This is a genomic window from Sabulicella rubraurantiaca, assembly GCF_017355885.1.
GTDB classification, from domain to species: Bacteria; Pseudomonadota; Alphaproteobacteria; order Acetobacterales; family Acetobacteraceae; genus Roseococcus; species Roseococcus rubraurantiacus.
Map to the genome: position 1 here is coordinate 167824 of NZ_JAFEUU010000002.1, position 20172 is coordinate 187995.

The window sequence follows — 20172 nt, forward strand, 5'->3', positions numbered from 1 at the left end:
ACGAAACGGATTGGTCTGCCACTGCGCTGGGCCCTCGGGCCCGCTGGCCGTTGGCCCTGCGCCTTGCGGTGGACCTCATCCTGGCCTCGCGTTTTCCCATGAGCGTAGCGTGGGGGGAGGAGCGCACCCTCCTCTACAACGACGCCTATGCCGAGATCCTGGGCGAGCGGCACCCGGGGGCGCTGGGCCGGCCCATGCAGGCGGTCTGGCCGGAGGTTTGGCCGGAGATCAGCCCCCTGGTCGCGCGGACCTTCGCGGGCGAGGCGGTTTGGCGCGAGGACATGCTCCTCACGCTGGAGCGTTATGGCCACCCGGAGGCGGCCTGGTTCACCTTCTCCTTCTCGCCGCTCCGCGACGGTCTGGGCGCGGTGTGCGGGATGCTGAACACCGTGGTCGAGACCACGGGGCGGCAGCGTCTGGAAGCCTCGCTGCGGCACAGCGAGGCGCGCCACCGTGCCTTGCTGGAAAGCATCGGCGACGGGTTCTTCATGCTCGACCGCCATTGGCGCTTCTCCTACGTCAACCCGCAGGGCGCGCGCATGCTCGGTCGCGAGGTGTCGGAGATGCTGGGGGCGGTCATCTGGGACGCCTTCCCGGGCCTCGCCAACTCCCGCTTTGAGGCGATGTATCGCCGCGTCGCCGAAACGCGGGTGATGGGGACCGAGCGGGCCTTCTACCCGGATCACGGGCGCTGGTATGAGGTGCGTGCCTTTCCTGCAGAGCCGGGAGGGATCTCCGTCTTCCTTCGCGACGTGTCGGAGGAGGTGCGCAAGGACGAGGCGCTGCGCCGCTCGGAAACCCGCTACCGCTCCCTGTCCGAGGCATCATCGCAGCTGGTCTGGACGCTGGACGAGGCGCAGCGCATGGGCGGCGACCAGCCCGGCTGGGAGGCCTTCACCGGCCAGGGCGCAGCGGCGCGCGACGGGCTGGGATGGCTGGAGGCCGTCCACCCGGACCACCAGGGCCGCCTGCTCGTCCTGGCGAGTGGGGCGGTGGAGGAAGGCCAGCCCTATGAGGCGGAATTCGTGCTGCGCCGCCATGATGGCGTCTGGCGCACCCTGCGTGCGCGCGGCGTGCCGGTCCGCGACGCCGAGGACGTGGTCGTGGAATGGGTGGGCAGCGGCGCCGACGTCACGGAGCAACGCCTGACCGAGCGGCGCCTCGCCCTGGCGATGGAGGGGACGAGCGACGGGCTGTGGGATTGGAACCTCGTTTCCGGCGAATGCTTCCACTCGCCCCGCATCCCCGCGATGCTCGGCCACGCACCGGAGGAGTGGGACAGCAGCCACGAGAACTGGCTCCGCAACATCCACCCCGAGGACCGGCCATCGGTCGAGGCACGCCTGCACGAGCACCTGGAGGGCGAGACGGAGGACTACTCCGCCTCTTACCGGGTGCGGCACCGCGACGGGCGCTGGCTGTGGATCCTGTCGCGCGCCCGGGCGCTGCGCGACGTGGAGGGCTGCGCCATCCGCCTAGTGGGCGCCCACACCGACATCACCGCCCAGAAGGAGGCCGAGACGGCGCTGGCCGAACGCGAGGAGCGTCTGCGGATCATGGCGGATGCCATGCCGCAGATCGTGTGGTGGGCGGCGCCGAGCGGGGAAACCCTCTGGTACAACCGGCGCTGGCACGAGTTCACTGGCATCCCCCGCACCGACGTCGCGCCGCCCCCCGCCGAGCGCATGCAGGTGTATCATCCTGAGGACCTCCCCATCGCGCAGGAGCGCTGGCGGCGGTCGCTCCGGACCGGCGAGCCCTACGAGGTGGAGTACCGCTTCCTCGAGGCGGCGACGGGACAGTGGCGCTGGCACCTGGGCCGCGCCCTACCGGCGCGCGACGCGCAGGGCCGTATCACAGCCTGGTATGGCACCGCCACCGACATCCACGACCAGCGCGAGGCGCGCGAGATCCTCACCCGCTCGCATGACGAGCTGGAGCGGCTGGTCGCCGCGCGCACGGCGGAACTGATGCGCGCCGAGGCGGCGCTGCGCCACAGCGAGCGGCTGCAGGCCATGGGGCAGCTCACCGGCTCCATCGCGCATGATTTCTCCAACGTGCTGCAGGTGGTGGATTCCGGCCTTCACCTCCTCGCCAGCGAGGATCTGTCCGGTGAGGAGCGGCTTCAGGTTTCGGACGGGGTCAGCGCCTCGCTGGAGAATGCGCGGCGGATGACCCGTCAGCTCCTCGCCTTCGCGCGGCAGCAGCCGCTGGAGCCCGCGACGCTGGACCTCAACGCCCGGCTGCGGGCGATGCGGGAGTTGCTGCGCCATTCCCTGGGCCAGCGCATCGAGCTGAAGACGGAGTTCGCCGAAGGGCTGCCCCCGGTCACGCTGGACCCGGCGCAGCTGGAGACGGCGCTGCTGAACCTCGTGATGAATGCGCGCGACGCCATGCCAAGTGGCGGGACGCTCACCCTTTCGACCGCGATGGAGGATGGCCGCGTGGCGCTGACCGTCGCCGACACCGGCGAGGGCATGCCGCCCGAGGTCCTGGAACGGCTCTTCGAGCCCTTCTTCACCACCAAGCCGGCGGGCAAGGGCACTGGACTCGGCCTCGCCCAGGTGCATGGGTTCCTCGCCCAGTCGGGTGGCGAGGTGCGGGTGGAAAGCGCGCCCGGCGAGGGTAGCCGCTTCACCCTGCTCCTGCCTTCCTAACCCCTCCTACCACGCCATCGGCGTGGTGAGGCGCAGCCCAGGCGCGGGGTTCTGGAACAGGCGGTTTTCCCGCGTCGCGTAGGCGCCATCCTGCGCCACGCCTCGCCCGGGAAGGCGCGGATTGATCAGGGTCGGCTCCAGGCCCGATTCCGCCAGGGCGGACCGGCGGCCGGTGGGCCCTTCCAGGTCGAGGTTTGGGCGCGGCGCCAGTTCGGGCCGCGCGGCCACGGGTGGCGGCGCGGCTGCGGAGCCAGCAAAGCCGCCCGCGGGGGGAACACCGCCGGTGCCGGGCATGCCGCCATCCATATAGGCGCGGTCGCGCGGGTCACGCGGACGGGAGCGCCGCGGCGGGCTGCGGCGGCGTTGGGCCGGCTGCGCCGCCTGGGGCGCGGCGGGCTGGGCCGCCTCGGGCGCGGGCGGCGCGATGGCCGGAACCTCGAAATTCTGTGCGCGGACCGGGGCCGCGCCCAGCAGCATCAGCAGAGCAAGGAGCGGCAAGAGCAGGATCACAGGCCAGCCATGCCGCGTGAATCTTCCGGAGGGTTCGTCTCCACCCCCGGCAGGTTCCGCCGCCAGGCATTCAGCGCCCAGCGGACAGAGGGAAAGGCGATGCTGTCCCACGGGATCTCCTCCCACGCGAAAAGCGCCACTTCCTGGCTCTCCGGCCCGGCGGCGAAGCCTGGCTCGGCCAGGGAGGCACGGAAGATCACCTGCACCTGGCCGATGCGGGCGATCGAATACACGGCGAGAACGCTTTCCAGGGACAGACGTGCGCACGCCTCTTCCCACGCCTCGCGCCGGGCCCCCTCCTCTACCGTCTCGCCCAATTCGAGGTAGCCCGCGGGCAAGGTCCAGAACCCCTTGCGCGGCTCGATGGCGCGACGGCACAGCAGGATGCGGCCCCCTTCCGACACGACGCTGCCCACCACCACCTTCGGGTTCTCGTAGGCGATGAATCCGCATTCGCCGCAAACCAGGCGCTCGCGATCCTCGCCCTCCGGCACGCGCCGGGTGAAGCGGGCAGCATCCATGAAAACAAGGTGAAGATCCGGACAGTCCGGCGCAAGGGGCTTGTGGAAGAGGGAAAAACCCTAACGCAGCAGGAGCATCAGCACCGCGAAGAGGAGGAGGGCGAGGCCCTGCAGCAGCACGCGATATCGCATGAGCTTCTGCGAGGTCTGGGCGGAGTTGCCGCGCGCCATGCCGATCAGCCCGGCGAACAGGACGCCGAGCACCGCCAGCATCGCGGCCCCGACCAGGAAGGTGAGGAAGGTTGTCATGTCCCGCACATAAGATCGTTCCGGACGAAGCGGTATGGCTCAGCCGCGCATGGCTCGCAGCCCGCGCAGGGCAATCACGCCGGTCAGGGCCGCCACAGCGCAGAGGAAGAAGCCCGGCCCGTAGCCGCCAGTGCCCAAGACCAGCAGGGAGAAGCCCGAAGGCGCCACCACCATGGTCGCGGCGAAGACGAAGCCCAGCGCCGCCGTCGCCGCCCCCACCCGCCCTTCAGGCGCGAGGCGCGCCACCTCGCCGAGCAGGACACCGTTCCAGGCCACGGCGCTGGCGCCCATGGCCGCGCCGAGCATCAGGACCGTCGCCTCCGGCCAGGAGGGACCGGCCAGGGCGAAGCCCAGCGAGGCGAGGGCGATGATCACGCCCAGCGTGACGAGCACGGGTGGCGCCCCCACCCGGTCCGCCACGACCGCCCAAAGAACGCGGCCCACCACCCCTGCACATTGCGCCAGCGCCAGGGCGAGCCCCGCCGCCTCGAGTCCGCGCCCCAGCACCTCCACCTGCCAGACCACGAAAAAGGAGGAGAAGCTGAACTGCCCGATGCCGAAAGAAGCGGAGGCGATGGTGAGCGCCCGGATCCGCGGTTCGTCGCGCAGGATGGAGAGGGAGGCGCGGGCCTCAGCGAAGGGGCGCAGCGGTGGTGCGTCTGGCTGCCGGTCGGCATCGAGCACGGCGCGCAGCGGCTGCAGGGCCAGGGCGAGCAGGACGGAGAAGAGCGCCACTCCCAGGACGCCGCCGCGCCAGCCGAAGATCAGCGCCAGCAGCGGCGCCAACGCCGCCACCATCATGGCGCCCATGGGAACGCCGCATTGCTTCAGCCCGAAGATCAGCGAGCGCCGTGCCGGCGGGGTGCGAGGCGCCAGAAGGTGCGAGCCGGCCGGGGTCACCGGCCCATGGCCCAGCCCGGAGAGCAGCGCCGAAAGAACGAGCGCGATGGGATGCCCGATGGCCGCCAGGGCGATACCCAGCCCCACGGTGACCAGCGCGCCCTGACATACCCGAACCCCGCCATGGCGGCGCAGGAGCCCCGCCGTCAGCGGCCCCGAGACCAGCGCCCCGGCATAGACCAGCGAGGTGTGGAACCCGGCCAGCCCGGCCGGCAGCCCGGTCTCCGCCGCAATGGCGGGTGCCAGGACCGGCACCGCCAGGAAGGCCCCCATCCCCGCTAGATGCGTGCCCATGAGGGCGAGCATGACAGTCCAGACAGAGGGATCGCGCGGCATAGGTTCCCATGCTGCGATGCGGCAGCGCGCTCGTCCACCGGGTTGACCCCGGCCATCGGCGCCGCGAAACCCTCCCGCATGATCCGGCTACTTTTCGTCCTGCTGCTTCTCGCCGCTCCGGCCCAGGCCCAGGTTCCGGTCGTGCCCATGCCTGCGCCGGCCGCGCCTGCCGCCCCGGCGCAGGCGACTCCGGCCCCGCCCGCCACCTCGCCCGAGGTCGCGGCGCTGCTGGAGGTCCTGCGCGATGAATCTCGCCGCGCCGAGTTGATCCGCGCCCTGGAGACGGCCCAGACCGGTGCGCCGGCAGCCGCACCGGGTGAGGCCACCGCCGCCCCGTCGGACGCCGAAACCCCTGCCCTTCCTGCCCCGGCCGAGATCGCCGCAGGGATCGCCGGTCGCCTCGGCGCCCTGCTGGGTGATGCGGTGGACGCGCTCTCCGCCGCCACCGACCTGCGCGGCGTGGGACACTGGATCAGTGAGTTGGCCCAGGATGAGCGGCTGCGGCAACAGGTCGGCTCCCTGTTATGGAAGCTCCTGCTCGTGCTCGGCGGTGGCCTCGTTGCCGAGTGGGTGGTGAACCGGGCGCTGAGGCGGCTGCGCGCCCGGCTGGAGCGGCGCGCCGCCGCCATCCAGGGGCCGTTGCCAGTGTTGCGGCGCCTGCCCTGGATCCTGGGCAACCTTGCCCTGGACCTCCTGCCGATCCTCGCCTTCGGCGTGGTGGCGATCGGCACGGTAGGCTTCCTCACGACCTGGCCATCCAACCGCGTCATCATGGAGACCATTGCCACCTCCTACATGGCGGCGCGGGCAGTGATGGCCGTGGGGCGCATGGTCTTCGCCCCCTCCTCCACCAAGCTGCGCCTCGTGCGCTGCGACGACGAGACGGCGCATTACGCGACGCTGTGGATCCGGCGCCTGGCGCTCACCGCCGTCACCTTCCATGCCCTTTCGGAGTTGGCGCTGTTCTTCGGCCTGCCCCCGGCGGCGCAGGCGGCGATCTGGCGCCTGGGCTTGCTCGGCCTCTCCGTGCTGCTGGCTGTGGTGGTGATGCAGAACCGCACCGCCGTCGCGAGCGTCCTGGCCGCCCCGCCCCTGAAGGAGGGCGATGAGCCGGACAGCGCGCGGCGCTTCCTGCGCGGTGCGCGCGACCGGCTGGCGGAGGCGTGGCACGTCCTCGCCGTGCTGTGGCTGCTGGCGGCCTGGACGGTCTGGGCGCTGCAGATCGACCGCGGCTTCGAGCGTCTGATCACCGCCTCGGTGATGACCGTGGTAATCATCGCCCTGGGCAAGGTGGTGGACGAGTTGATGCGGCGCGGCCTCGCGCGGCTGATGCGGATCTCGCCCGAGCTGGCGCGCACCTATCCGGGGCTGGAAGCGCGGACGAACCGTTACCTGCCGGCGCTGCGCGGCATCCTGTCCTTCCTGATCCTGCTCATCACCCTGATCCTCCTGCTGGAGGCCTGGGGTCTGGGCGCGCTGTCCTGGTTCCGCCCCGGGCGGGTCGGCGGGCGCGCCGTCTCCGCCGTCCTCACCATCACCCTGACCGCCGGCTTGGCCCTGGCGATCTGGGAGGCGGCGAATGCCGCCATCCAGCGTCACCTCGCCAGCCTTCCGGCCTCGGGCCAGGCGGCGCAATCGGCGCGGGTGCGGACGCTGCTTCCCATGCTCCGCACCGCGCTGGGCGTGGTGCTGACGGTCGTGGTCGGGCTGACGACGCTCAGCGAGGTGGGGGTGAACGTGGCACCGCTGCTGGCCGGTGCGGGCGTGGTCGGCCTCGCGGTCGGCTTCGGCTCGCAGACGCTGGTGCGCGACGTCATCACCGGCATCTTCCTGCTGTTCGAGGATGCGGTGGCCGTGGGCGACACGGTGACGGTGGGCACCCTCACTGGCACGGTCGAGCAGCTCTCCATCCGCTCCATCAAGCTGCGCGCGCTGGACGGGGCGATCCACATCATCCCCTTCTCCGCCGTCACCACCGTCACCAACCAGACGCGCGACTTCGGCTACGCCGTGGTGGACCTCGCCGTGGATTACGGGGCCAGCACGGATCAGGCGATCCGCATCATGCGCTCGGTCGGTGAATCGCTGCGCGAGGACGAGGCCTGGTCGCCGCAATTGCTGGCGCCGCTGGAGGTGATGGGGGTGGACCGCATGGGCGATGGCGTGGTGCTGCGCGCCCGCATCATGACCCCGCCGGCGCGCCGCCTGGCGGTGGCGCGGGAGCTGAACCGCCGGATCAAGCAGGCCTTCGACGCGGCCGACATCCGGCTCTGGGCTGCCGGCGCGGGCCGCGAGGGGTTCAAGCCGCCAGCGCCAGAGCCCACAAAGCCCCCACCCCAGCCGCAATCGCCAGGAGGTAGGAGCGGAGTGCGAGCATGGCCCCGACCGTGACCGCCGCGGCGATGAGGTGCGGCACCCCGCCCTGCAGCAGCGGCGGCGCAACGAAGGCGACGAAGATGCAGCCCGGCATGTGGTGCAGCATGGCCTGCACGAAGGGTCCGGGGCGGAAGGCGCGCAGCAGGGCATAGCCCCCGGCGCGCAGCGCGTAGGTGGCGATCGCCATGCCGAGGATGGCGAGCAGCACATCGGGACGCAGGCTCATCGGCGCCCGTCCCGCCATGCGCCCGCAGCCGCCCCGCACAGCGCCCCGGCCAGGACCGGCCAGGGCGGCCCCAGCCCCGCGAAATGCGCCGCCGCCGCAGCGATGCCGGCGACAACCCAGGGCATGGCGTCGCCGCGCCCGCGCCAGATCGGCACCATCAGCGCCAGGATCGTGGCGATGCCGGCGAAGAATACCGGATGGCCGGGCGGCAGCCGGATCAGCCCGGCGGCGGCATGCCCCACGCCCGTCATGAGGGTCCAGCCCGCCCACATGGTCACCCCCATGCCGAGCAGCAGCGCCGCGTCCCGCCCGCCCTGGCGCTGATCGGCGATGCAGACGGCGAAGGTGTTGTCCACCAGCGTCGCCAGCGTGCCCCAGAGGCGGATGCCGCGCAGCCTGTCCAGCCAAGGCGAGAGCGCCGCTCCCATTGGGGCGAGGCGAAGGTTGATCACCAGCGCCGCGAGGGTCGCGCCCAGCACCGGCGCCGGCTCCCGCCACAGCTCCAGCGCCACGATCTGCGAGGTGCCGGCGAAGACCAGTGCGCTCATCAGCACCGTCTCCAGGAAGGACAGGCCCTTGCTGTCCGCCACCACGCCGACCACCAGGGCGAAAGGAACCATGGCGGGCAGCAGCCCCACCGCGAGGCGCGCCCCGCGCAGCGCGCCCACCCGCGTGAAGACGACCGGACCTGGCTTCACTCGAGGCGCTCCACCGCCTCGTCGCGACTCATGGCGAGGGCGCGCCGCGCCACCTCGCCGCCGAACCCGGCCCGCGCCAGGGTCGCAAGCCACTTACGCCGCGTATCCGGATCGGGGGATGTGGCGGCAAAGGGGCCGATGCGGCGGCGGCGGCAGGCGACGAGGCAGGCATGCATCTCGTCCGGCACCTCCTCCCCCTCCAGCGCGGCGGCGGCCAACGGCGGGGCGATCCCCTTCTGCAGCAGATGCGCCAGCGTGGCGCGGCCCGAGCGGCCGGAGCCACGCAGCCTGCGCGCGCGGGAGGCGGCGAAGGCCGCGTCATCCACCGCCCCTGCCTCCACCAGCCTTCGCGCGATGCGGGAAGCGGCTTCGGTGGCGCGGGCTGCCTCGGCCGCGATTTCCTCCGCATCGCGCCCGGCCTGCCCCGCCTCGCGCGCCCACCGGCGGATGCGGTTGACTAGGACGCGGCGCAGCCCCGCCTCCGTCGCCGAGAAGCGCGCAAGATGGGCCAGCGCGGCCTCGTGCAGCGCGGCGTCGTCAATACGGGGCATGGCCCCGGCCTCAGATCACGAAGTGCAGCGGCTCCGTCACCGGACGGCGCAACCCGGCGGCGGCGGCCCGCTTCAGCAGGTCCTCCACCGACAGGGCAGCGAGGCGCTCGGCCAGCACGGAATCCAGCTCGGCCCAGAGCGGCGCTGTGACGGCGGCGGCAAGGCGCCCAGCCGGCGGGGGCGGCGGCTCCTGGTCCACCACCGCTTCCAGCACCTCGGCCAGGCGCACCTCGCGCGGGGCGCGGGCCATGCGGTAGCCGCCGCGCGGCCCGCGCAGGCTGTCAAGGATGCCGGCGCGCACCAGGGCCTGGAGCAGCGGCTCGATGCCGCGCCGGGCCGCGCCCAGACGATCGGCCACCTCCGCTGCGCCAGTCACCTCACCACCGCGCCCGGCGTGGAAGGCGATGTCCAGCACGATGTCGAGGGCGAGAAGCGCCCGGTCCTGGCGCAGCAGCATGGCGAATCCCCTGATTCCGTGGCGTGGATATGCGGTTCCGGCTGGACATTCTCCAGCCTCTGGGGCCAGAAATACGCCCATGATTCGTGATATGGCAACTGACATTCCAGCCGGGCTGCGCAGCAGCGTGCTGGACACGATCGGCCGGACGCCGCTGGTGCTGCTGCCCCGCCTCATGGAGCACGAGGGGCTGCGGGCGCGCGTCGCGCTGAAGCTGGAATTCATGAATCCCGGCGGCTCGGTGAAGGACCGTATCGGGCTGGCGATGATCCGCGCCGCCGAGGCCGCGGGCGAGATCACGCCCGGCCGCTCGGTGCTGGTGGAGCCGACCTCGGGCAACACCGGCATCGCCCTCGCCGTAGTGGCGGCGGCGCGCGGCTATCGCCTCATCGTGGTCATGCCGGATGGGGCGAGCATCGAGCGGCGCAAGATGCTGCGCCTCCTGGGGGCGGAGCTGGAGCTGACCCCGGCGCGCAAGGGCATGGGCGGCGCCATCGCCCGCGCCGAGGAGATCGTGGCGCGCACGGAGAATGCCTGGATGCCGCGCCAGTTCGACAATGGCGCGAATCCCACGATCCACGAGCAGACCACGGCCGAGGAGATCTGGGCCGACACGGAAGGGCGCGTGGATGCGGTGGTGGGCGGCATCGGCACGGGCGGCACGCTGACCGGCATCGCCCGCGCCCTGAAGCCGCGCCGCCCCGGGATGCGCGTGATCGGGGTGGAGCCGGCGGAATCGGCGGTGCTGAACGGCGACGACCCAGGGCCGCACCGCATCCAGGGCATCGGTGCCGGGTTCCGCCCGGCGGTGCTGGAGCTGGAGAAGCTGGACGAGGTGCGCCGCGTCGCCGAGCGTGAGTCCTTCGCCGCCGCACGGCTGGCAGCGCGGGTGGAGGGGCTGGCCATCGGCATCTCCTCCGGCGCCGTGCTGCACGCCGTCATGGAACTGGCGCGCGAGAAGGGGATGGAAGGCAAGCTGATCGTCGGCATCGCCGCCAGCTACGCCGAGCGCTACCTTTCGACGGAGCTCTTCGAGGGGCTCTGAGGCGCGCTCCAGCCCCCTGTTTGCGCGCCTGATTCGCCAATACGGCAATTCCACCTCCGCGGATCAGGCGCTAGGAGCAGGGCCCATGCTCTGCTATGAAGCGGGTCCCCCCGGCCGTTTCCACCTTCCCCCCTGAAGGCCATGGCCCGCATGTCGCACACCACAGCGGACGCCGTCCCTCAAGCGGCTGGACGCCTTGCCTCGCCCGCCGTCCGGGCCGCCATTCGCCGCCGGCTGAACGAGCTGGGCGGCGTGGTGCTGGGGCTGGGCGGGCTGGTGCTGACCCTCGCCGTGGGGTCGCACAACCCGGCCGACCCATCCCTCTCCACAGCCACGGACCGTACGCCCTCCAACCTCGCGGGGCATCTGGGCGCGCAGGCTTCCGACGTGCTGGTCCAGGGCTTCGGCTGGGCGGCCTGGCTGCCGGCGCTAGTCCTGCTGGCCTGGGCGCTGCGGATGTTCTTTCAACGCGGCGTGACGCTGATGCCGCTGCGCCTCGCGGCCCTGGCCGGAGCGATGCCGCTGCTCGCCGCCGCGCTGGCCGTGCTGCCGGGGACGGAATCCGGCGCTGCCGGCCCGCTGGTCTCCGCCGCGCTGCTGTTCAACCTGGAGCATCTGCTGGGGCCGATCGGCCGGCTGGGGGCGCAGCTTGCGTTGGGTGGGCTGGCCTTCCTCACTCTCTATGTCGCCTTCGGCCTGTCGCTCGGCGAATGGGGCAAGGCTGCCCGCGTCACCGCCCATGCCAGCATGGGCGCGGCGCGCGTGGGCGCGCAGCGGCGCCACTGGGTGACGCGTCCGCTGGGCTGGATGGGGCGCACCCTGTGGCGCGCCATGCCCAAGCCGCGCTTCCGCGCCGAGCCGGCGGCCGACCTGTCCTCCGTCCTGCGCGCCGCCGACGAGGCCGCCGCCGCCCCCGTGCCCGAGGCGCCGCGGCTGCGCCCAGCCATCCCCGCGCCCGAGGCGCGCCCGGCCCCGCGCTCCACGCCCCGCGTCGCCGCCGGCGCCAAGCCCAAGCCCGCCCCGGCCCAGCCCGCGCTCGACCTCGCGGCGAGTGGCTGGCGCAACCCGCCTTTGGACGTGCTGGCCCCGCCGCCTGCCCGCGCCGCCTCCGGTCCTTCGGCCGACTCGCTTCAGGCCAATGCCCGGATGCTGGAGCAGGTGCTGAGCGACTACGGCGTCAACGGCCAGATCAGCGAGATCCGCCCCGGCCCCGTCGTCACCCTGTATGAGCTGGAGCCGGCGCCGGGCACCAAGTCCTCGCGCGTCATCGGCCTCGCCGACGACATCGCGCGCTCCATGTCCGTGGTCGCGGTGCGCATCGCCACCGTGCCGGGACGCAACGTCATCGGCATCGAGCTGCCGAACATCAAGCGTGAGACGGTCTTCCTGCGCGAGATGCTGGCGAGCGACGACTACCAGCGCCACTCGGGCAAGCTGCCGCTGATCCTCGGCAAGGATATCGGTGGCGCGCCGATCATCGCCGACCTCGCGCGCATGCCGCATCTGCTGATCGCGGGCACCACCGGCTCGGGCAAGTCGGTCGGGATCAACACCATGATCCTGTCCCTGCTCTACCGCTTCAGCCCGGCCGAGTGCCGCTTCATCATGATCGACCCGAAGATGCTGGAATTGTCGGTCTATGACCGCATCCCGCACCTCCTGGCGCCCGTGGTGACGGAGCCGCCCAAGGCGATCGGCGCGCTGAAGTGGACGGTGCGCGAGATGGAGCGCCGCTACCGCGCGATGAGCCAGATCGGCGTGCGCAACATCGGCGGCTACAACGAGAAGGTCGCCGCCGCCCAGGCGCGCGGCGAGGTGCTGACGCGCCGCGTCCAGGTCGGCTTCGACCCGGAGACGAGCAAGCCCGTCTTCGAAGACCAGCCGTTGGCGCTGGAGAAGCTGCCGATGATCGTCGTCGTCATCGACGAGATGGCGGATCTGATGATCGTCGCGGGCAAGGAGATCGAGGCGGCGGTGCAGCGCCTCGCGCAGATGGCGCGCGCCGCGGGCATCCACGTCATCATGGCGACGCAGCGCCCCTCGGTGGACGTGATCACCGGCACGATCAAGGCGAATTTCCCGACCCGCATCTCCTTCCAGGTGACCAGCAAGATCGACAGCCGCACCATCCTGGGCGAGCAGGGCGCGGAGCAGCTGCTGGGCCAGGGCGACATGCTGTTCATGGCCGGCGGCGGCCGCGTGACGCGCGTCCACGGCCCCTTCGTCGCCGATGGCGAGGTGGAGAAGATCACCGACTGGCTGCGCGAGCAGGCGGAGCCCGACTACATCGAGGAAGTGACGGAAGCCGCCGAGGAGGAGGAAGCCGCGCTCGCCATGTCCGGCATCGCCGGCGCCTCGGATTCCGAGAAGTCGCTCTTCGACCAGGCCGTGGCCGTGGTGACGCGCGAGGGCAAAGCGAGCACCAGCTTCATCCAGCGCCACCTCAACATCGGCTACAACCGCGCCGCCAAGCTGATCGAGCAGATGGAGAAGGAGGGTGTCGTCTCGCCCGCCAACCATGTCGGCAAGCGCGAGGTGCTGGCGCGCCGCACGGAGGACTGAGGCGTCGCCTCAGTCCTGGGGCGCTTCCTGGACGAGCCGGGTGCGGAGTTCGGCCGGCACCCCCTCCGCCCAGCCCAGCAGAGCGTCCAGCGCCGGGCGCGGCGAAATTGTGGGTCAAGACGGAGGGCCAGGGCAGTAAAGATCTGAGTTATGGCCGGCTGGTAGGGCCTGAAATCTGTCGAAGCTGAAGCGTCGCCACTTTCTACGAGAAGACCGCCCGCTCCTTCCGCAGTGTCCCCTACCGTGCCGCCGCACTTGATTGGCTCAGGCGTTAACGGGCTTTAGCCCGACAGGTGAACCCTATTTCCGCCGCAGCAGGGTGCCGGCGCCCAGCGCGGCGAAGCCGGCCACCAAGCCCCAGAAGGCGGAACCCAGCCCGAAGAGCGAAAGCCCGGAGCCGGTCGCAAGGAAGGTGAGGATCGCCGGGTCGCGATCCTCCTTCGCCGCCAGCATGGCCTCCATGGCTCCGGTCAGCGCCGGGACCAGCGCGAGGCCGGTGAGCACCGCGATCACCGCGGGCGGCAGCGCCAGGAAGAAGCGCACCAGAAGCGGTGAGAAGAGCGCGAGCAGGAGGTAGAGGCCCCCGTAGATCACCCCCACCGTCCAGCGCTTCGCGGCGTCGGGATGCGCATCCCGATTGGTGCAGATCGCGGCGGTGATGGCGGCGAGGTTGACGGCATGCGCCCCGAAGGGCGCGGCCAGCAGCGACGCGATCCCGGTGCCGCGCAGCAGCGGCCCCGGGTTCGGCGCGTAGCCGGCGGCCCGCAGCACCACCAGCCCGGGCAGGTTCTGCGAGACCAGCGTCACCAGGAAGAGCGGCAGCCCCAGGCTGATGATGGTCCTGACCTCGAAGACGGGCGCGATGGGCAAAAGCGTGCCCAGCGTGGTGCCGGGCGGAAGTGGCCCCACGTCGCCGCGCAGCAGCGCCAGCATCACGCCCGCCGCCAGCACGAGCAGGAGCGCATGGAGCGGAACGCGGCGCCGCGCGGCAATGAACACGGCCACCAGCGCCGCCACCAGCAGCGGCTCCGTCGCGCCCAGACGGAACAGGTTCAGGCAGAAGGGCAGCAGCACGCCGGCCAGCATCGCCGCGGCAATGGAGGACGGGATGCGCTCCGCCCATCGCCCCAAGGCCGGCACGATGCCAAGCACGATCATCATCAGCGCTGCCGCGAGGAACACGCCGATCGCGACGGGCCAGGCCACGCCCTGCGTCGAAGCGGCCAGCAGCGCCGCCCCCGGCGTGGACCACGCCAGCACGACCGGAATCCGCCACCGGAGTGAGAGCGCCACCCCGGCGATTCCGATGGCGAGGCACAGCGCCGTGATCGCCGACCCGGTCTGCTCGACGGAAGCGCCCAGGGCCCGGACGGCCTGCACCACCAGCACGACGGTCCCGCCGAATCCCACCAGGGCGGCGATCAGCGCCGAGGACCAGGCGGGCGCGGGTGGCAGGCTGCGGAACATGCGGCGGGGCTCTCCAGGGACGGAGCCCCGCCCATGCGCCCCCTTCTAGGGAGGCAGGCGGGGGCGGGAAACTCCGCCCCCTGCCCTACCACTCGAACTGATAGGTCGCGCCCAGCCTTTCGCCGGCCGTGCCGGTGCTGCCCTCGATCTTCAATCGGTCCGTCACCTCCGCCTCGATGCCCACGCCGGTCTGGCCATCCGTGCCTTGGCGCAGCCCGAGATACACGCCAGGCAGCAGGTAGCGCCCGGCCTGCGCCCCGCCGCCCGGTCCACCCACGCCCAGCTGATCGAGGCCGAGGAAGCGGCGGATGCCGGCCAGCGCTCCTTCCGTGCCGCCGCCGGGCAATTCCACGCCGGTCATCTGGGCCAGCGCCTCGCTGATGCGGATGATCTCGAAGGGGGAAAGGCGGTTGGTGCCGCGGTCGAAGAGCAGCCGCGCCAGGATCTCGTCCTGCGGCAGGGGCGGCTGGGATTCCAGCACCACCTGCGGCTCGTTTGCGGGGCCAGTGAAGCCGACGCCCACTGTGTAGTTCGCCGTCCGCACCGTCGCCAGCACGTCCAGCGTTGGCAGGATGCTGCCCTGGTTGAAGCGCAGGATGGCGCGCGACACCGTCAGGGTGCGCCCCACCACGGCAAAGGTGCCGCGCCGCCCGCGCAGCTCTCCCCGGATCTCGGGATTGGCCAGGGTGCCGAGCAGCTGCAGCCGCCCGACCAGTTCCGTCTCCAGCCCGCGCCCGCGCAGGAAGAGGCGCTCCGGCGCCTCGATGGTGACGTTGAGCGCAAGGCTGAAGGCCGGCTCGGGCCGCTGCTGGGCGGCCGTGCGTCGCACCGGCGGCGGGCGCTGCGCGACGCGCCCCGGCGGCGTGCGTCCCGTCTCGCGGAAGGGGACCAGCACGGTGACGGCACGCGGCAGCCGGTCGGGCACGCGCAGCTCGCCGCCCGTGATGAGGAGCCGCCCGCCCAGCTGGGCGCCCCCGCGCACGGCGCCGGTCAGGGTCAGGTCGGCGTCGAAGTTCACCCGCCCGTAATCGGGCGAGGCGAAGGCGGCGCCGCGCGCGGTGAGGCGGAGATCCACCGGAATCGTCGGCTCCAGCGGCGCCACGCTGCCGGCCAGCGACACGGTGCCGCCCCCCGGCGTGCGCCCCGCGACGTTCTGGAACACCAGCCGGTCATCCTGGAACACGGCGCGACCCCGCAAGTCGGTGACCCGCATCCCGGTATCCGGGTTGGCGTAGGACAGGCCCAGGAAATCCACCCCGCCCGACAGGCTCGGCGAGGCGAGCGGCCCTTCCGCTTGCGCCCGCAGCGCGACGCGCCCGCGTAACCGGTCCGCCCCGCCCGCCAGGAAGGGCTGGGTCAGAACGCCCACATCCGCCTCGCCGGTCACGGTGGCGCTGATGCGCTGTGGGTCCGGCAGGGAGAAACGCGCCTCCAGCCGAGTGGCCGTCCCGGCGGCAAGAGTGGCGCGGCCCTCCACGGCGGTGCCGCGCAGCCGCGCATCGGCGGTCAGCGTGGCGGGCGGCAGGGAGCGCAGCTCCGGCGTGTTCACCCCCAGCCCAGTGCCGCGCAGCGTCAGCTCGGCGGCCGGCACGGCGACGGTGCCGGAGACGCTCATCTCACCGGCCAGCGTGCCGCGCAGCGGCGTGTCCGGCAGAGCGGCGCGGGCGAGGCCAAGCGGCAGCCCGGTGAAGCGCAGCTGACCGGACAGGTTCTGCTCCGGTCCGCGGACGGCAAGGTTGCCGGTCAGCCGCCCGCCCTGGCCGGTGGCAAGAGCGATGTTCTCCAGCACCGCATCCTGCCCGTCGTAGCGAAGCCGTAGCGGCGAGACGAGGTTCAGGCTCTCCCCCACCGCCGCCAGGGTGAAGCGGCGCACCTCCGCCTCCAGCGGCAGGGCGAGGCGGGTGGTGCCGGCCAGGGTGATGCGGGCGGCGGGGCCGCGCGCCTCGAAGCTCACCTCGGCCCGGTCGGCGCGGCCATCCAGGGCGAGGCGCGCATTGCCGCTCTGCCCGGCCAGGGAGAGGGTCGGCGCTTCCAGCACGAGGCGCCACGTCCCGGCGCTATCCCCTTCGGCGGAGGCATTGACGCGCCCGCCCAGCTGTTGCCCCGCCAGCGCGGAAAAGGGCCGGAGATCCGCGACGGTGAGCCGCGCATTCCCCACGCCGCGTGGCGCCGCGGGGTCCAGCAGACCGGAGGCTTCCAGCACGGCAGGGCCGAACTCCACCCGCCCGCGCTCCAGCCGCACCGCGCCGTTCTCCGGCCGCGCGGCGATGTCGAGGCGCAGGGGCAGGTCCAGCACCACCCCACCGCCCCGCACCGTGCCGGTGGGGGCAGAGAGCGCGTTGGCGATCTCGGCGGAGATGGCGAGGTCCCGCGCCGTGACTCCGGTGACGGCGAGGCGTGGCGCCTCCAGGTTCAGGCTCACCGCCGGATCGGTGCGCGGGCCGCGCGCGGTGAAGCGCAACAGCGCCTCCCCTTCCACCCCGCCGGGGATGGCGGAAACGCGGGCCTCACCGCGCGCATCCAGCGTCTCGCCAAGGTCGCCTTCGACCAGCGCGGTCAGGGCGGCGCCCGCCACCTCCAGCCGCGTCCCGGCGAGGTCGGGGGTGACGCGGAAGGCCAGGCGCGGCGTGGGGCCGAGCAGCGTGTCCGCCGCCTCCACCCCGGTCGCGAGCCCCTGCGGCACGGCCGTCCCTTCCACCAGCGGGCGGGAGGTCGGGCCGGAGACGCGCGCATCGGCGGCCAGGGCGGTGAAGGCGATCCCTTGCGGCACGAGGCCGGCGAAGCGGTCCGACCCCGCCAGGGCCAGCGATACGGCAAGGTCGAGTTCCGGCAGGGCGCGCCCCTCGACCCGCACGGTGCCGAAGGCGGCCTCCACGGTGGAGGGGAAGAGCGTCAGCGTGCCTGCATCCTCATGGCGCAGCCGCACGGCGATGCGCGACCCGGCCACCAGGGGCCGCAAATTCTCCGGCAGGAAGGCGGCGCCCTCTACCGGCCCGGTCGCCTCCAGCTCCGTCGCCGCCGCTTCCCGCCGCACCGTGCCGGTGAGCGAGGCGGAGGTGGCGTCGTAGCGCGCCTCCAGCGTGAAGGCGGCGCCCTCTACCGGCCCGTCCAGAGTAAGCCGGGCGGAAACCGGCGCCCCGGCCAGGCGGCCCTGCGGGTCATCCGCCTCGATGCGCGCGACGAGCTGGGTGCCGTCGAAGCGCGCCTCGACATTGGCCCGCGCCTCGCCTTCCAACTCGTGGGCCTGGATCGCCGCATCCAGTCCGGCATCGTCCAGCTTGGCGCGGCCGGTCAGTGCCAGCGAAGCCTCGGGCAGGACAATGCGCGGCAAGGCGATCTCCTGGATCTCGACCGCCACGGGAAGCTGCGGCAGGGCGAAGCCGCCGGAGGACGGGGTTTGTTGCGTGTCCGGCCCGCTCACCGGCCAGCGCTCGACGCGGATCTCGGCCGCGGTGAGGCGGGTGGCAGTGACGCGACCGCGGAACAGGGCCCGGCCGGACAGGTGCAGCTCCGGACGCTCCACCACCAGCCACACGCCCTGCGAGTCGGCATAAGTGATGCGGTCGGCGGAGATGTGCCGGATGCCGGGGCTCAACCCCTCGATGGTCAGCCCTGGCAGGGCCAGCCCGGCGAGCCAGGTCGGCAGGCCGGTGCGCAACGGCGCCCAGGCCGCCAGCAGCAGGATCATGGGCAAGGCGAGGAGAAGGACGAGGCGCGGACGCATCAGAAGGCGTGCCCGATGCCGATATAGAGCCCGTAGCCCTGCGATCCTTCCTGCTTGACCAGTGGAATGGCGACATCGGCGCGGATGGGGCCGAGGGCCGTATAGTAGCGCACGCCCACGCCGGTCCCGAGGCGCCAGGCCGCGTCGGCGCCCGAGCCGCCGCCCACGCGCCCGCCATCCACGAAAATCACGCCGCCCCAGTTGGTGCCGAAGCGCTGGCGCCATTCCACCGAGGCCTCGATGAGCGAGGTTCCGCCGATGCGCTGCCGCGTGCCCGGGATGCGCGGGCTGATGCTCTGGTAGTCGTAGCCGCGCACGGAGCCGCCGCCGCCGGCGAAGAAGCGCTGGGAGATGGGCACGCCCAGCGCATCGGTGCCGAGCAGTTGCCCGTAAGACCCGCGCAGCGCGAGGATGGAGCGCCCCTGCCCATCTATGTCGAAATAGGTGGAGGCGGTGGCGCGCAGCCGCACATAGGGGTTGGCGTCGCGCACCGAATAGGAGGGGATCACCGTCGCCTCCGCGCGGATACCGCGGCGCGGGTCCAGCAGGCTGTCCGTGCCGTCCCAGCGCGCGCCCACCTGCCAGCCCACTACCTGATTCGGCGTCAGCGTCCCGCGTGACGGGCCGCTCTGGCCGATCTCGAAAACCGGGCCGGTGTTGATCGTCAGCCGGTCGCTGATGCGCCGCTCCGCGAGGAAGGAGCCGACCAGCGCGTCGCGGTCGTAGGATTCCAGCCGCTCGCGCAGCAGGAAGAGCGAGGCGACCAGCGCGTAGTCGGTGTTGAACAGGAAGGGGTCACGGAAGGTAAAGCCCAGCCTCCCACCGGTGCGCGAGGCATCGGAGGCGCCGAGCCGCGTCGCCGCGCCTTCCAGCCGCAACCGCTCCGCATTGCCGAACAGGTTGCGGTGCTCGAAGAAGGCCCCCAGTTCGATGCCGAAGCGCGTCTCATAGGCGGCGTTGAGGCCGATGGCGCGGCGTGCCCGCTCCGACACCGTGACCGAGACGGGCAGTCGCCCATCCGGCGCCAGCGCATCGCCGGTCTCCACTCGCACGGAATCGAAGACGCCCAGCGCGGTGAGGTCGGCGCGGGCGCGGCCGACCCGCGCCGGGTCGAAGGGATAATTCGCGAGGCGGCGATCGGTGTAGCGACGCAGGAAGCGCTCATTCACCCGCTGCGTCCCCGACACGTCCGAATTGGCGAAGCGAGCGAAGGGGCCGGGGGCGAGGGTGAAGGCGATCTCCATGGATTGGCGGTCGTGGTTCACCACCACGTCGCGCTCCTCCACCTTCGCGAAGGGGTGGCCGGCGGCCAGCAGGCGCTCCACCAGGGCGGATTGCGCCTCCACCACATTGGCGCCGCGCGCTGGCTCGCCCACCAGATCCTGGAGTGGGGCGGCCGCGCGCGCGGCGCCCGCCACCGCCGCCCGGGGGGGGGGGGGGGGGGGGGGGATGGAGTAACGTGGGCCGGGCGTGGCGCGGATCGTGACCGGGATGGGCCCGCCACCGGCGGGCGGGCGGAACTCCACGGCGGTGGGGTCCTGCCCGGCCACCTGGATGCGGAAGGTGCCGGCGAAGAAGCCCTCGCTGTCCAGGGCGGCACGCACGCGCTCCGCATCGCCGCGCGCACGGGCCAGGAGGCCCGGCACGTCGGTCGGCGCGCGTTCCTGCAGGGCGACGAGGCGGGAGGCGGCGGCGATGGCGGCGTCGAGCGCGCCATTTCCCGTCGGCTCCACGGTCACGGTGTAGGGGCGCGTCTCGGGATCCGGCCCCGGCGGCGCGTCCTGGGCGGAACCAGCCCAGGGAAGCAGCAGTGAAAGAAGGGCGAGACGCAACCAGACACGCAAGGCAAGGCCCCTCCCTTCTTTCCTGCTTGCAGGCTTCACCTTTCGGGAA

At 72.4% G+C, this 20172-nt stretch carries 15 protein-coding genes; 4 read left to right on the forward strand and 11 right to left on the reverse strand.

Translation table 11 applies throughout. From position 1 onward, the window contains the following. Positions 1-50: 50 nt before the first annotated feature. Positions 51-2657, forward strand: coding sequence for a PAS domain-containing sensor histidine kinase (locus tag JTJ31_RS04775; RefSeq protein WP_207537475.1), 2607 nt, complete (start codon positions 51-53; stop codon positions 2655-2657). A 6-nt stretch (positions 2658-2663) separates the two neighbouring features. Here JTJ31_RS04775 and JTJ31_RS04780 read toward each other — a convergent pair whose 3' ends face one another. From JTJ31_RS04780 to JTJ31_RS04795, 4 genes are read right to left on the reverse strand one after another with little or no spacing between them, the layout of a single operon-like run. Further along, positions 2664-3167 carry a hypothetical protein gene (locus tag JTJ31_RS04780; RefSeq protein ID WP_207537476.1) on the reverse strand — a complete coding sequence of 168 codons (504 nt, stop codon included), beginning with the start codon at positions 3165-3167 and terminating at the stop codon, positions 2664-2666. Then, positions 3164-3688: an NUDIX hydrolase gene (locus tag JTJ31_RS04785; protein ID WP_207537477.1), complete on the reverse strand. Its 525-nt coding sequence runs from the start codon at positions 3686-3688 to the stop codon at positions 3164-3166. The genes JTJ31_RS04780 and JTJ31_RS04785 overlap by 4 nt, the downstream gene beginning before the upstream one ends. 60 nt (positions 3689-3748) lie before the next feature. Further along, positions 3749-3937 (reverse strand): twin transmembrane helix small protein, encoded by a 189-nt coding sequence (locus tag JTJ31_RS04790; RefSeq protein WP_207537478.1) that lies wholly within the window; start codon positions 3935-3937, stop codon positions 3749-3751. Positions 3938-3976: 39 nt separating this feature from the next. Next, entirely contained in the window at positions 3977-5173 is a 1197-nt protein-coding gene (locus tag JTJ31_RS04795; RefSeq protein WP_207537479.1) for an MFS transporter, read from the reverse strand. A 78-nt stretch (positions 5174-5251) separates the two neighbouring features. Here JTJ31_RS04795 and JTJ31_RS04800 point away from each other — a divergent pair, with 78 nt between their 5' ends. Continuing rightward, complete coding sequence (locus JTJ31_RS04800; RefSeq protein ID WP_236019892.1) at positions 5252-7564, forward strand: mechanosensitive ion channel domain-containing protein; 2313 nt, start codon at positions 5252-5254, stop codon at positions 7562-7564. On the opposite strand, the gene JTJ31_RS04805 is transcribed toward JTJ31_RS04800, so the two are convergent. The 4 genes from JTJ31_RS04805 to JTJ31_RS04820 are packed head-to-tail and all read right to left on the reverse strand — an operon-like array spanning position 7473 to position 9481. After that, the gene (locus JTJ31_RS04805) at positions 7473-7775 is read right to left on the reverse strand and encodes an AzlD family protein (protein ID WP_236019893.1); all 303 of its coding nucleotides are present in this window, start codon (positions 7773-7775) and stop codon (positions 7473-7475) included. The genes JTJ31_RS04800 and JTJ31_RS04805 overlap by 92 nt on opposite strands. Beyond that, entirely contained in the window at positions 7772-8473 is a 702-nt protein-coding gene (locus JTJ31_RS04810; RefSeq protein WP_328805670.1) for an AzlC family ABC transporter permease, read from the reverse strand. Before JTJ31_RS04810 ends, JTJ31_RS04805 begins: the two co-directional genes overlap by 4 nt. After that, the gene (locus tag JTJ31_RS04815) at positions 8470-9024 is read right to left on the reverse strand and encodes a RecX family transcriptional regulator (RefSeq protein ID WP_207537480.1); all 555 of its coding nucleotides are present in this window, start codon (positions 9022-9024) and stop codon (positions 8470-8472) included. Before JTJ31_RS04815 ends, JTJ31_RS04810 begins: the two co-directional genes overlap by 4 nt. Positions 9025-9034: 10 nt before the next feature. Continuing rightward, the gene (locus JTJ31_RS04820; protein ID WP_207537481.1) at positions 9035-9481 is read right to left on the reverse strand and encodes an RrF2 family transcriptional regulator; all 447 of its coding nucleotides are present in this window, start codon (positions 9479-9481) and stop codon (positions 9035-9037) included. A 91-nt stretch (positions 9482-9572) separates the two neighbouring features. On the opposite strand from JTJ31_RS04820, the gene cysK reads away from it, so the two are divergent. Beyond that, complete coding sequence (cysK, locus tag JTJ31_RS04825) at positions 9573-10526, forward strand: cysteine synthase A (protein WP_207537482.1); 954 nt, start codon at positions 9573-9575, stop codon at positions 10524-10526. Between the two features lie 150 nt (positions 10527-10676). Continuing rightward, positions 10677-13088 (forward strand): FtsK/SpoIIIE family DNA translocase, encoded by a 2412-nt coding sequence (locus JTJ31_RS04830; protein WP_408015385.1) that lies wholly within the window; start codon positions 10677-10679, stop codon positions 13086-13088. A gap of 300 nt (positions 13089-13388) precedes the next feature. Here the strand turns inward: JTJ31_RS04830 and JTJ31_RS04835 are convergent, their stop codons facing one another. The 3 genes from JTJ31_RS04835 to JTJ31_RS04845 all read right to left on the reverse strand — a co-directional run bounded on the left by JTJ31_RS04835 (position 13389) and on the right by JTJ31_RS04845 (position 20123). Next, positions 13389-14555: a benzoate/H(+) symporter BenE family transporter gene (locus JTJ31_RS04835; RefSeq protein ID WP_207537484.1), complete on the reverse strand. Its 1167-nt coding sequence runs from the start codon at positions 14553-14555 to the stop codon at positions 13389-13391. A gap of 85 nt (positions 14556-14640) precedes the next feature. After that, complete coding sequence (locus JTJ31_RS04840) at positions 14641-18279, reverse strand: translocation/assembly module TamB domain-containing protein (RefSeq protein WP_207537485.1); 3639 nt, start codon at positions 18277-18279, stop codon at positions 14641-14643. Next, positions 18279-20123 carry an autotransporter assembly complex protein TamA gene (locus JTJ31_RS04845; RefSeq protein WP_207537486.1) on the reverse strand — a complete coding sequence of 615 codons (1845 nt, stop codon included), beginning with the start codon at positions 20121-20123 and terminating at the stop codon, positions 18279-18281. The genes JTJ31_RS04840 and JTJ31_RS04845 overlap by 1 nt, the downstream gene beginning before the upstream one ends. Positions 20124-20172 lie beyond the last annotated feature (49 nt).

Bases quoted from the DNA above. Each gene is read 5' to 3' on its own strand.
- JTJ31_RS04785 (WP_207537477.1), bottom strand. From the start codon at position 3,688: ATGGATGCTGCCCGCTTCACCCGGCGCGTGCCGGAGGGCGAGGATCGC.
- JTJ31_RS04790 (WP_207537478.1), bottom strand. From the start codon at position 3,937: ATGACAACCTTCCTCACCTTCCTGGTCGGGGCCGCGATGCTGGCGGTG.
- JTJ31_RS04795 (WP_207537479.1), bottom strand. From the start codon at position 5,173: ATGCCGCGCGATCCCTCTGTCTGGACTGTCATGCTCGCCCTCATGGGC.
- JTJ31_RS04800 (WP_236019892.1), top strand. From the start codon at position 5,252: ATGATCCGGCTACTTTTCGTCCTGCTGCTTCTCGCCGCTCCGGCCCAG.
- JTJ31_RS04805 (WP_236019893.1), bottom strand. From the start codon at position 7,775: ATGAGCCTGCGTCCCGATGTGCTGCTCGCCATCCTCGGCATGGCGATC.
- JTJ31_RS04815 (WP_207537480.1), bottom strand. From the start codon at position 9,024: ATGCCCCGTATTGACGACGCCGCGCTGCACGAGGCCGCGCTGGCCCAT.
- JTJ31_RS04820 (WP_207537481.1), bottom strand. From the start codon at position 9,481: ATGCTGCTGCGCCAGGACCGGGCGCTTCTCGCCCTCGACATCGTGCTG.
- cysK (WP_207537482.1), top strand. From the start codon at position 9,573: ATGGCAACTGACATTCCAGCCGGGCTGCGCAGCAGCGTGCTGGACACG.
- JTJ31_RS04830 (WP_408015385.1), top strand. From the start codon at position 10,677: ATGTCGCACACCACAGCGGACGCCGTCCCTCAAGCGGCTGGACGCCTT.
- JTJ31_RS04835 (WP_207537484.1), bottom strand. From the start codon at position 14,555: ATGTTCCGCAGCCTGCCACCCGCGCCCGCCTGGTCCTCGGCGCTGATC.
- JTJ31_RS04840 (WP_207537485.1), bottom strand. From the start codon at position 18,279: ATGCGTCCGCGCCTCGTCCTTCTCCTCGCCTTGCCCATGATCCTGCTG.